This is a genomic window from Duganella sp. Dugasp56 (assembly GCF_047304105.1).
In the GTDB taxonomy this organism is placed as follows: domain Bacteria; phylum Pseudomonadota; class Gammaproteobacteria; order Burkholderiales; family Burkholderiaceae_D; genus Rugamonas; species Rugamonas hordei.
The window spans coordinates 19,814-31,452 of the sequence record NZ_JBGLYQ010000065.1 but is presented as its reverse complement, the minus strand read 5'-3'; the positions used below and the strand labels follow the sequence as shown (position 1 = coordinate 31,452).

10 protein-coding genes are annotated in these 11,639 nt (G+C 62.0%); 5 read left to right on the top strand and 5 right to left on the bottom strand.

All coding sequences use genetic code 11. From position 1 onward, the window contains the following. Positions 1 to 14 precede the first annotated feature (14 nt). The 4 genes from ACCD07_RS30065 to ACCD07_RS30050 all read right to left on the bottom strand — a co-directional run bounded on the left by ACCD07_RS30065 (position 15) and on the right by ACCD07_RS30050 (position 6,673). Complete coding sequence (locus ACCD07_RS30065) at positions 15 to 3,596, bottom strand: ABC transporter permease/M1 family aminopeptidase (protein ID WP_413449448.1); 3,582 nt, start codon at positions 3,594 to 3,596, stop codon at positions 15 to 17. A gap of 10 nt (positions 3,597 to 3,606) precedes the next feature. Then, positions 3,607 to 4,500 carry an ABC transporter ATP-binding protein gene (locus ACCD07_RS30060; RefSeq protein WP_413449447.1) on the bottom strand — a complete coding sequence of 298 codons (894 nt, stop codon included), beginning with the start codon at positions 4,498 to 4,500 and terminating at the stop codon, positions 3,607 to 3,609. Positions 4,501 to 4,693: 193 nt separating this feature from the next. After that, positions 4,694 to 5,890 carry an ABC transporter permease gene (locus tag ACCD07_RS30055; protein WP_413449446.1) on the bottom strand — a complete coding sequence of 399 codons (1,197 nt, stop codon included), beginning with the start codon at positions 5,888 to 5,890 and terminating at the stop codon, positions 4,694 to 4,696. 3 nt (positions 5,891 to 5,893) lie between these two features. Beyond that, entirely contained in the window at positions 5,894 to 6,673 is a 780-nt protein-coding gene (locus tag ACCD07_RS30050) for an ATP-binding cassette domain-containing protein (RefSeq protein WP_413449445.1), read from the bottom strand. 112 nt (positions 6,674 to 6,785) lie between these two features. Here ACCD07_RS30050 and ACCD07_RS30045 point away from each other — a divergent pair, with 112 nt between their 5' ends. Both ACCD07_RS30045 and coq7 read left to right on the top strand, forming a co-directional pair. Next, complete coding sequence (locus ACCD07_RS30045; protein WP_413449444.1) at positions 6,786 to 7,220, top strand: hypothetical protein; 435 nt, start codon at positions 6,786 to 6,788, stop codon at positions 7,218 to 7,220. 46 nt (positions 7,221 to 7,266) lie between these two features. Beyond that, the gene (gene coq7, locus ACCD07_RS30040) at positions 7,267 to 7,908 is read left to right on the top strand and encodes a 2-polyprenyl-3-methyl-6-methoxy-1,4-benzoquinone monooxygenase (protein ID WP_413449443.1); all 642 of its coding nucleotides are present in this window, start codon (positions 7,267 to 7,269) and stop codon (positions 7,906 to 7,908) included. Here the strand turns inward: coq7 and ACCD07_RS30035 are convergent. Beyond that, on the bottom strand, positions 7,905 to 8,330 hold the full coding sequence (locus ACCD07_RS30035; protein ID WP_176654799.1) for an OsmC family protein: 426 nt from the start codon (positions 8,328 to 8,330) through the stop codon (positions 7,905 to 7,907). The two genes, coq7 and ACCD07_RS30035, sit on opposite strands and share 4 nt — an antisense overlap. Positions 8,331 to 8,462: 132 nt before the next feature. On the opposite strand from ACCD07_RS30035, the gene ACCD07_RS30030 reads away from it, so the two are divergent. From ACCD07_RS30030 to rpsI, 3 genes are all read left to right on the top strand, one after another. Then, positions 8,463 to 10,652 (top strand): NHL repeat-containing protein, encoded by a 2,190-nt coding sequence (locus ACCD07_RS30030; protein ID WP_413449442.1) that lies wholly within the window; start codon positions 8,463 to 8,465, stop codon positions 10,650 to 10,652. A gap of 130 nt (positions 10,653 to 10,782) precedes the next feature. Next, positions 10,783 to 11,211 carry a 50S ribosomal protein L13 gene (gene rplM / locus ACCD07_RS30025; protein WP_056157909.1) on the top strand — a complete coding sequence of 143 codons (429 nt, stop codon included), beginning with the start codon at positions 10,783 to 10,785 and terminating at the stop codon, positions 11,209 to 11,211. Between the two features lie 9 nt (positions 11,212 to 11,220). Continuing rightward, a complete protein-coding gene (rpsI, locus tag ACCD07_RS30020; protein ID WP_008445137.1) occupies positions 11,221 to 11,613 on the top strand; it encodes a 30S ribosomal protein S9 in 393 nt (130 codons plus the stop codon). The last annotated feature ends 26 nt before the right edge of the window (positions 11,614 to 11,639 follow it).

The following is an 11,639-nucleotide window of genomic DNA, read 5'->3' as shown; positions in this document are numbered from 1 at the left end:
CCCCCCCCCCGGGGTTATTGGGCTTGCAGCTCGACGTTGATCAGGTTGTCGTCGGGCTTGCGGTCGATCAGCTTGTTGTCGGGGTCGATGCCGGCCTTGGCCGGACGGCCGCTGACGATCACCGTGTACAGATTGTCCTTGCGCTCGATGAGCTTGCGTTCGCGGTACAGGCTGTTGCCGTCCTTGTCGTCGATGCCGATGTCGATCCAGTCCTTCAGCGCCGTATCCTTTTCCACGCCCTGGTCGGTGGCGTGCACCTTGGCCGCGCTCACCGCGAACGTCACTTCGTAGCGGCCGTCCGCCAGCTTGCGCGCGCTGGCCGATACCGCGTGGTTTTCATACAGCACGATCTGGTTGAACAGGTCGTCGATCAGGTAGGCCTGGTCCGGCGGCACGATCTTGCGCAGCGCGTCCACCAGCACCGTCACGCTCGGGTACGGCCCGCTCTTGCGGCCGTATTGCGCCAGCATGTCCTTCAGCGCGCTGTTGACCTTGGCTTCGCCGACGATGTCCTGCAGCTGGTACATCGCCAGGCTGCCCTTGCGGTACTGGATGTAGTTCTGGTTTTCATTCTCCGCCAGCGGCAATTCCTTCTTGCGTTCCATGGCGCGGCCCATCAGGTACTGGTCCAGGTCGTAGTGCAGGAAGCGGCGCATCTTGTCGGTGCCGAAGCTCTTCTTCATCACCATCAGCGCCGAGTATTCGGCCAGGGTTTCGCTCAGCACACTGCCGCCGCGCGTGTTGCCGCCGACCAGTTGATGCCCCCACCACTGGTGCGCCACTTCGTGCGCGGTGACGTAGAACGGATAATCGATGTCCTTTGGATTCTTGTCGTTGACCTTGGCGATGAATCCTATCGATTCCGAATACGGGATCGTGCTCGGGAACGATTGCGCAAACGCGGCGTAGCGCGGGAACTCGACGATGCGCACCAGCTTGTGCTGGTAGGGCCCGAAGTTCCTGGTGTAGTAGTCCAGCGATTCCTTGATGCCCTTGTCCATGCGGTCCAGGTTGTATTCGTGGCCCGGATGATAGTACAGCTCGATGCCTACATCCTGCCACCAGTCGCGCTTGACCAGGTAGCGTGCCGACTGGAACGCATAGAAGTTCAGGATGGGCTGGTCCATCTTGTAGTGATAGTAGTGCCGCCCCTGCCTGCTCCATTCCTTGACCAGCGTGCCCGGCGCGATCGCCACCTGGTCGGCGCTGGTGCTGATGGTGGCGTCGAAGTTGATCCAGTCGGCGTCGCTGCTGACGATGTTGTTGGCCAGGCCGGCCGGATCGTCGCGCGGCAGCATGCGCTCGCGCGCCGGCAGTTTGTGTTTCTTGCGGTCGCGCGCGTCGCTCAGTTCCGCCGCCTGCATGTAGCCGATGTGCGGCAGCACGCTGTTGTTGAAGAAGGTGCCGTTGGCGACCACCGGCGTGTCCTGGCCGATGCCGAGGATGCCGTTCGGCGTGTAGGCGATGTCGAAGTCCAGCGTCAGCTTCTCGCCCGGCGCCAGCGGCTTGGCCAGCTTGTAGCTGTAGAAGCCCAGCTGTTCATCGTTGATGCCCGGCCGCACGTCCTGGCTGAAGCGCACCTTGTAGTGCGTGGTGGTGCTGTCCTGGTGGATCATCACGTCGCTGACCGGCTGCGCGGTCTTGTTCTCGAGCAGGTAGCGTCCCTTGACGACCAGGCTGCGTTTGTCCGGCACGATCGCCACGTCCAGCTTGACATCGGTGATGCGCGGTTGCGGCACGACGGCGAACTTCTTGTATTTGCGTTCGTAGTCGGCGCGCTCGGCATCTTTTTGATAGGGCGATTTGTAGCAGTTGACGATGTGCATGTTGCAGTACAGCACTCCGCCTGCGCCGGCAAAGATCAGCAGCCCGGCCGCGATCGTGGTCAGCACCGGCAGCGTCAGCGCATGGCGCGCCAGTTGCAGGCGCTGGCGCCAGCCGTCGTCGGTGCCGCGCGACCAGAACAGCAGCGACAACACCACCAGCAGCAGCGCCGCGCCGCCCCAGTAGGCCTCGAACCAGCGCTCGCGCGCCAGGAAGTGGCCATAGCCGTTCATCGCGGAATAGATGAAGCTGGGGCTGTTGCCGTAGATGAGCATCGGATCGTCGACGCCCATCGTGCCCAGCGTGATCGTGGCCAGGTAGTAGACGATCATCGCGAAGTAGGCGAGGTATTTCTGGTTGATCAGCACCTGCATGGCGATCGCCAGCACCGCCACCAGCGCGTACTGCGGCAGCTGCAGCAGGAACAGGTGATAAAAGTACAGGCCGGGCTCGAGGATGAAATAGCCCTTGACGATCTGGATCGCCATGCCGCTCAGCATGACGATCGCCATCAGCAGCACCTGCAGGCCGATCAGCGCGAACAGCTTGGACAGCATCGGCAGCCAGCTCGGCACCGGCAGCGCGTCCAGCATCTGTCCCATGCGCGCCTCGCGCTCGCGCCACACCAGCTCGCCGGCGTAGAAAGTGGTGATGACCAGCATGAACAGCGCGAAGGTTTCGCTCACCGATTCCAGCACCAGGTAGGTGACCGGGTAGGTGGTGGTGCCGAACATCGAGCCCATGTCCAGCGAACTGGCGAACATCATCAGCACGCCGGCCAGCACGATGACGACGAAATAGATGTTCTTGGTGGTTTCGCGCAGGTTCAGCCAGCTCATCTGCAACAGCAGCGCGGCCAGGCTGCGCGACTTGAAGTCCGGCTTTTCCTGCGTGTTGGTCGAGGCCGCTGACAGGTGCAGCGGCGTTTCGCCTTCGCCGCGGCTGGTGCTGCCGTGACCGCTGTCGATGGTGGCGATGAAGTGGAAGCGCCAGTAGCCGACCAGCAGGCCGGCCAGCGCGAACGAGCACCACAGCACGCGGTTGAGCAGGTACACGCCTTCCGGATAGAACATGCGGGTGTTGCGCTCGATGATGGGCCAGTACTCGGTCACGCGGATCACGGCGGTGGTGCCGAACGGGTCGATCAGCGCGGCCAGCGTCTTGTAGTCGAGGTCGCGCGCCAGGCCGGGGGCGACGATGTAGCCGATCAGCATGACCACGCTGGAGATGTAGACCGGCAGCATGCGCCGCGTCAGCGCGGCCAGGATGAAGAACACGGCGCCGAAGATGAAGATGTTGGGCAGGATGACGATCAGGTAGGGAATCAGGTAGCCGGCCGCGCCGGGCTGCCCCAGCCGCTCGGGATCGATGCCGGGGATGTAGCTGCCCAGCCAGGCGCCCAGCAGGATGCTGGTGAAGATGACGGCCAGCGTCAGGTAGGCGCCGAGGAAGCGGCCGAACATGTACTGGTGTTTCTTGATCGGCGCACTGAAGAAGAAGTGCTGCATGTCGTACTCGAAATCCTGCTGCACCGAGCGGCCCATCATGGCGGCGATCACCACCACGCCCAGCGAGCCGAGGAAGCTGGTGGTGAACATCAGTGAGCGCGGCGAGTCGATCAGCTGGCTGCCGAAGGTGATCGAGGCGCCCTTGAAGAAGCCGCCGGCGGCCATCATCCACAGCAGCGACAGCGCCAGGAAGCCGGCGAAATACACCCAGGTGGACAGCAGCTTGAGGCGCTGTCGCGCTTCAAAGAGAGCGATGGCAAGCATGGTCGCCGCCTCAGTCGCAGGTGGCCGCGGCGCTGTGGCGGCCGGCGATGGTGGCGAAGTAGACATCCTCGAGATCGCCGATGGCTTCTTCGAAGCCGTCGCCGGGATCGTTCTCGCTGTAGACATGGATCAGCGTGCGGCCCGACAGCAGGCGCGACGAGATGACCGGGTGGCGCAACTGGAACGACGGCAGGTCGCGCTTGTCGATGAAGCGGGCCCAGATCTTGTCGCTGACGTCGTGGATCAGCTCCTGGGTCGGGCCGCACAGCAGCAGGTGGCCCTTGTTGATGATGGCCATGTTGGCGCACAGGTCGGCCACGTCGCTGACGATGTGGGTCGACAGGATCACGGTCTTGTCTTCGCCGATGTCGGACAGCAGGTTGTGGAAGCGCACGCGTTCCTGCGGGTCGAGGCCGGCTGTCGGCTCGTCGACGATGATCAGCTTGGGATCGCCCAGCAGCGCCTGGGCGATGCCGAAGCGCTGGCGCATGCCGCCGGAAAAGCCGCCCAGGCGCTGGTTGCGCACGTCGAACAGATTGGTTTGCTGCAGCAGGCCGTCGACCACTTCGCGCCGGCGGTTGCGGTTGGACAGGCCCTTGAGGACGGCGAAATGGTCCAGCAGTTCGTAGGCGGTCACTTTCGGATAGACGCCAAAGTCCTGCGGCAGGTAGCCTAGCAGGCGGCGCACTTCGTCTTTTTCGTCGAGCACGTCGATGTCGTCCAGGAACACCGAGCCGGAATCGCATTCCTGCAGCGTGGCCAGCGTGCGCATCAGCGTGGACTTGCCGGCGCCGTTGGGGCCCAGCAGTCCGAACATCCCGGTGGGGATGGTGAGCGAGATATTGTCCAGCGCCACGACGCCATTGCCGTAGGTTTTAGACAAGTTGCTGATGCGTAATTCCATACTTACTCCTGAAGGATCGCCTGTGTCCGGCCGGTATTTCCCCACGGCCAGTCACTTTTCACATGATGGCATTGTATTGAAATTGCCTTGTAGATGGGGCGCCATTGCGATGGGCGGCGAAAACCGCGCGCCAGAGTGCAAAATCGGGGGAATGGGCGGGGGCCGCTTTTTAGTAGTTGAATAGACAACTTGTTCAATTCCTAAATAAAACCTGCTCGCGGTTGAACCACCAGCGGCACAGGGCCAGCAGCGCGCCGGCGGTCACCGTGGTGGACAGCAGGATCACCCAGAACATGCTGTAGTCCATGGTGCCTTTGACAAGTTCCTTCATCGCCAGCGATACATTGGTCAGCGGCACCATGGCCCATTTCCAGTCCAGTTCCACGCCGGGCAGCAGCGCCACCAAGGTCGGCAGGATGGTGACGATGATCAGCGGCGAGATCAGTCCGGCCGCTTCCTTGTAGCTTTTGGCGTAGACCGAGATCGACAGCAGGATGGCGGCGAAGATGGCGGCGGTCGGCACCAGCATCAGCGCCACCATGGCCAGGTCGAGCACGCCGATGGCGCGCACCATCTGCACCAGGTCGCCGCCTATCATCGGGCCGAAGAAGAACAGCAGCACGCCCATGCTGCCTATCATCAGCAGCGCCGAAGTCAGGCCGATGGTGAACAGCATGAGGAACTTGGCCAGCACGATGGCGCTGCGCGGGACCGGCGCCAGCAGCAGGGTTTCCAGCGTGCCGCGCTCCTTCTCGCCGGCGCCGGTGTCGATCGCCGGATACATGGCCGACATCAGGCACACCATCAGCAGGATGTAGGGCAGCATGCCGCCTATCATCGCGCCCATCTGCTCGCGCTTGTCGGCGGTGGAATGGTCTTCCAGCGTGATCGGGTCGAGCGCGAAGCGCAGTTGCTCCTTGTTGAGGTTGAGCGCGGACAGCGCCTGCTCGCGCAGCACGCGGTTCTGGCCGCCGATCACCGACATCACGCGCTTGCGCGTCAGGTCGACGGTGACGGCGCTGTTGTAGTGCAGCGCGATGACGCCCTGCTGGTGGTTGGACAGCGTCCGCTCGAAGCCGGCAGGAATGACCAGCGCGAACTTGATGCGGTCGTCGCCGATCGCGGCCTTGATGTCGTCCGGGCCGGCCAGCGGCACTTCGCGGAAGCCCTTTTCCTTGGCGAAGCGCTCGACCAGCCGGGGCGCGTTTTCCTTGCCGAAGATCGAGTACGTCATCTCGGCCTGGCTGGCGTGCTTGAACATGCTCGACGACAGGAAGCCGAAGCCGGTGAAGATCAGCGGCATCGCGAACACCGGGATGAATACGGTGAAGAAGAAGGTCTTGCGGTCGCGCGCCAGTTCCAGCAGCTCCTTCAGGTAGATGGTCCACATGGTTCAGGTTTCCCGGTTGATGACGTCGACAAACGCGTCGTACAGGTCGGCGCTGCCGCCGAGGTGGCGCAGCTCGTCGACCGTGCCGTGGAAGGCGGTCTTGCCGTGGTTGATGATGCAGACGCGGTCGCACAGCTTTTCCACTTCGTGCAGGTGATGGGTGGAGAAGATCAGCGGCACGCGCAGCGCCTTGTAGCTGGCGATGAAGTCGAGCAGGATCTTGGCCGACATCACGTCCAGGCCGGTGGTCGGCTCGTCGAGGATGACGATTTGTGGTTCATGCACCACGGTGCGGGCGATCGAGCACTTCTGTTTCATGCCGGTCGACAGCTGGTCGGCGCGCTTGTTGCCGAACTCGTGCATCTGCAGCAGGTCGAACAGTTCGTCGCAGCGGCGCTTCAGGTGCTGCGGGTCCATGCCGTGCAGGCGGCCGAAGTATTCGACGTTTTCGCGCGCGGTCAGGCGGCCGTACAGGCCGGTGCTGCCGGACAGGAAGCCGATGTGCTGGCGCGCCACCAGCGGATCGTGCAGCAGGTCGACGCCGTTGGCGTGTATGCTGCCGGCATCGGGTTTCAGCGCCGTGGACAGCAGGCGCAGGGTCGTGGTCTTGCCGGCGCCATTGGGGCCGAGCAGGCCCAGCACCTCTCCCGGCGCGCAGCGGAAGCTGACGTCGCGCACCGCATGGAACCAGCCGTCGTGGTCGCGCGGATCGCGCGCCTGCGCGGGCTTGCCGCCACGAGACGGCAGGCGAAAGCGTTTGGCCAGGCCACTTACCTCGATCATTCAGCTGCACCTCATTAAAAAGATTTCAAGAGTAGCATGTAAAAATTCTCATACGCAAGCAACCAGCTGATTCAATGTCTTGCTATAGTCGTATTCGGGAGAACAGCAAAAAATGAACCCTCAATTGCAGGAAAAAATTCTGGCGGTCACCCATTGCGGCGTGGACCGCAGCGAGTCCACCGGCTTCTTCCGCGTGGCGCTGGGCCTATATTACCTGTCCGGCCTGATGACCAAGGAAACGCTGGACTTTCCCAAGCTGGACCGGAAGTTCAACCAGTTCATTTATCACACCATCGGCAAGGGCCACAGCATCACCAGCATCCTGCAATACATGAGCGGCGAGAAGGTGGTGAAGGTGGTCGAGTCCAAGCGCTTCCTGAAGGCGTTTTCCGAGCATTGCACCGAAGTGCCGGTCGAGAACATCCCCTTCCTGCTGGGCCTGAACCTGAGCGTGGCCAAGGATATTTCCAAAATCGACGTGCGCGGCCCGGTGGCCGACTACATCGAGCGGCAGCGCCAGCTGCGCGAAGAGGCCGACGCAAACTAGGGCGGCGGCCTTTATAATGAGTGTTTTGAACTATCCAGGTTTGCTCATGGCCGCACATCATCACTCTCCGCTTGACCGTTTCATCACCGGCGTCGACAAGGCGCTGCGCGTGGTTGCAGGCGTTGCCTCGGCGTCGAGGCCGACGCCGGCGCTGCACGCGGCCGATGGCGAGCTGAGCGAGGCCGAGCAGCGCCATAGCGCCGGGCTGATGCGGGTCAACCACGTGGGCGAAGTGTGCGCGCAAGCCTTGTACAACGCGCAGGCGCGCTTTGCCCGCACCGATGCGATCCGCCAGCAGTTCGAGCATTCGAGCCGCGAAGAGGAGGACCACCTGGCGTGGACCGCGCAGCGCCTGGCCGAGCTGAATTCGCATACCAGCGTGCTGAATCCGCTGTTCTATGCGGGCGCGTACGCGCTGGGCACGGCAGCGGCCGTGCTGGGCGATGCGCGCAGCCTCGGCTTTGTGGTGGAGACGGAACGCCAGGTCGAGGCGCATTTGGAAAGCCACCTGGACAAGCTGCCGCCGCAGGACGCCAAGTCGCGCGCGATTGTCGATCAGATGCGGATAGATGAGATCGCGCACGGCGCCGCAGCGCAGCAACTGGGCGCCGCGCAGACGCCGGCCCCGGTGCAGGCGGTGATGGCGGTGATGGGCAAGGTGATGACCAGCACCGCCTACTACATTTAAGCTACATCAATAATTTCAAACGAGTGGGTGATCTCGGCGGTCTTGGCCAGCATGATGGATGCGGAGCAGTACTTGTCGTGCGACAGCGTGATCGCGCGCTCCACGGCCTCCGGCTTCAAGTCCTTGCCGGTCACGGTGAAGTGGAAGTTGATCTTGGTGAACACCTTCGGATCGGTGTCGGCGCGGTCGGCCTTCAAGGTGCACTCGCAGCCGCGGATGTCGGCGCGGCCCTTCTTCAAAATCAGCACCACGTCATAGGCCGTGCAGCCGCCGGTGCCGAGCAGGACCATTTCCATCGGGCGCGGCGCCAGGTTGTGGCCGCCGCCTTCCGGCGCGCCATCCATGTTGACCATGTGGCCGGAACCGGTCTGGGCCAAAAAACTCATGCCCGACGGGCCATTCCAGCTGACTTTGCATTCCATCGTACTCTCCATTGGATATCGTTGCGCATATTGTAAAGGACTCCGACGGGAGTGGCTTGCATGAGGATTTTTCTCTTGCTGCGCCGCCGCATAGACCTGATAATTTCTTGACATACATCAAGGAGCGTTTCGATGACTCAGGACCTCAAATACCTTTGCTCTTACGGTGAACTGACTGTGCCGGGCACCACGCCCACCGGTCCGCTGGCCGACGATTTCACGCTGAATTCCCCGGTTGGCGTGCATGCCGATAGTTACGGCCGGCTCTGGGTGTGCGACACCGGCAACAGCCGCCTGCTGGTGTTTTCCGCCGACCTGTCGACCTTGCTGCACGTGATCGAAGGCCCCGGCGAGGCAACGCCGGACGCGCCGCGCCTGCTGATGCCCTTCCATGTGTGTCCGCATCCCACCTATCAAATCATGTTTTGCACCGACATGGGGCATGGCCGCGTGGTCGCCTTCGCTTACGACGAGCACGAGGTTTGGTTCGATTCCGCCTTCGGCGAGGGCGACAAGGATTACCTGCCGCTGTCCGATCCCAACGGCGTCACCGTGGTGCGCGAACGCGACGGCTTCGACTACATCTATGTCTGCGACGAGTTCTTCCACACGGCCGACGACCTGGCCAGCCGCGTGGTCAAGTTCACGCTGAAGGGCGAGTACGTCAGCCAGTTCCGCCACGTCGGCGGTCCGGGCGTCACGCACGAGCTGTTGTGGCCGCAAGGCATCGCCAGCGACAGCAACGGCAACCTGTACATCGCCAACACCGGCCATTACGAAATCCTGAAGATCAGCACCGACTGGCCCATCGTCGACGAGGTGGTGCAGGCGCCGCACGACACGGTGATGCTGCACCAGCACGGCAAGCCTACCGGCATCGGCAAGTTCAACGTGATGCGCTCGGTGTGCGTGATCGGCGACCGCGTGTTCGTGCCGGGCCATATCGAGAACGCCATCGCCATCTACAACCTGGAAGGCGAGCAGGTCACCGTGGTCAGCGGCCTGCTGCCGTTGTGGAACCACTCGATCGAGCCGGTGCATTCGGTCTCCGATTTCGTCTACGGCGCGCTGGAGGACGTGGTGTTTGTCGGGCCGTACCAGATCTGCGCGGCGGACGGCGAGCCGGACGTGTATTTCATCAGCGAGCCGTTCGCGTCCAGCGTCATCAAGGTGCGCATCCCGCGCATCAAGGGCGAGGAGGATGCGCTGCTGATCGAATCGGTCGGCCACCGGCGCGACGACCAGAACCGCCTGCGCGAGACCTCGCAGTTCAACTGCATGACGTCGGTGATCGGCTTCAAGCGCGAGCGCCGCACCGTGCCGCGCGAGGCGGTCGCCGGCAGCTGGTTCGACCAGTGGGCCAGCGCCACCACGAGTGTTTACAAGTATTGGTACGACCAGTTCCTGACCGCCACCGGCATCGATCCGCTGGCGCGCATGGTCGGCACCTCGCTGAACATCGATTCCGGCAACTGGTGCATGAAGACATTCAATACGGAGAGCGATCCCTACCATCAACTGCAGGACATGATGCGCGGCTTCTTCGTGCCGGGCGACCTGGCGATGGACGTGTATTACCCGCACACGCCGCCGCTGGGGCAGATCTGCCCCGGCACGCCCATTGTCTTCGTCACCAACTTCAATATGTGCACGGTGGCCATGTACCAGTTCAACCCGGCCGGCTACCTGATCAACTACGGCGTGCCGTTCGGCCGCGCGGGCATAGGCGGCGAGGGCACCTTGAAGGCGCCGCAGGGCATCGCCGTCAACAGCCGGGGCGAGATCTATATCGCCGATTCGCTGAACAACCGCATCTCGATGTGGCAGATCCAGCCGACCGGCTATGTCGCCTTCCGCAAGAACTTCCGTTGGGAGTCGGACGAGGACTTCACGCCGTGCGACATCGCCATCGACGACCAGGACCGGCTGTTCGTCTGCGACCAGTTCAACAACTGCGTGCGCGTGTTCGACCGGGAAGGCAACAGCCTGTGGAGCTACGGCACTCTCGGCTATTGCGACGATGTCAATGTCGACTACGAAAAATTCATGCTGCCGGCCAGCGTCTGCATCGACGGCGACCGCCTCATCGTCAACGACCTGGTCAACCGGGCGCTGAAGGTGTTCCGCATCGGCGAAAAAACGCTGACCTACGAGACCGGTATTTCCGTGTTCAAGAAATACCCGGACGCCGGCGGCGTGTGGATGCCGTACTTCATCTACGCCGACAAGGGCCGCCTGTACGTGCCGGACACGACTTTCAATGTGGTCAATGTTTTCCGCTATGGCGCAGCGGAAGCGGCTTCCGAGCCAATTGCGGCTTGACTCGGGTGGTGGTTTCCGCTTATACTTGTCGGCTTTCCGTTCGCTCAGGAAAGTAAATAAGAAGGCCGAGTCCGCTGAAGCAAGAGGCGGAACCACCATTTGAGCGTGTTTTATTATTTAGGAAGTCAACATGAAAACTTTTTCCGCTAAGGGCCATGAAGTCCAGCGCGATTGGTTCGTGATTGACGCGACGGACAAAGTCCTCGGACGTGTTGCCAGCGAAGTGGCACTCCGACTGCGCGGCAAACACAAGCCAGAATTTACTCCTCACGTCGATACCGGCGATTTCATCGTCATCATCAACGCAGGCAAACTGCGCGTGACCGGCACCAAAGCAACCGAGAAGACCTACTACCGTCACTCGGGCTACCCAGGTGGCATCTATGAGACCAACTTCCTGAAAATGCAACAGCGTTTCCCAGGCCGTGCTCTGGAAAAAGCCGTCAAGGGCATGCTGCCGAAGGGCCCACTGGGCTACGCAATGATCAAGAAGCTGAAAGTGTACGCTGAAGGTTCGCACCCGCACGCTGCTCAGCAACCTAAAGCACTCGAAATCTAAGGAACTGACATGATCGGTAACTACAATTACGGCACCGGCCGTCGCAAGAGTGCAGTAGCTCGTGTGTTTATCAAAGTTGGCACTGGCCAAATCATCGTTAACGGCAAGCCAGCGGCTGAGTACTTCTCCCGCGAAACCGGCCTGATGGTTATTCGTCAACCACTGGAACTGACCGGCAACGTCGAGCGTTTTGACATCAAAGTCAACGTGCACGGCGGCGGCGAGTCCGGCCAGGCAGGTGCTGTGCGTCATGGCATCACCCGCGCCCTGATCGACTACGATGCAGCGCTGAAGGGCGATCTGGCACGCGCCGGCTTCGTTACCCGCGATGCACGTGAAGTTGAGCGTAAAAAAGTTGGTCTGCGCAAAGCACGTCGCGCAAAGCAATTCTCGAAGCGTTAATTTTTACGCTGTGGTGCGCCGCTTGC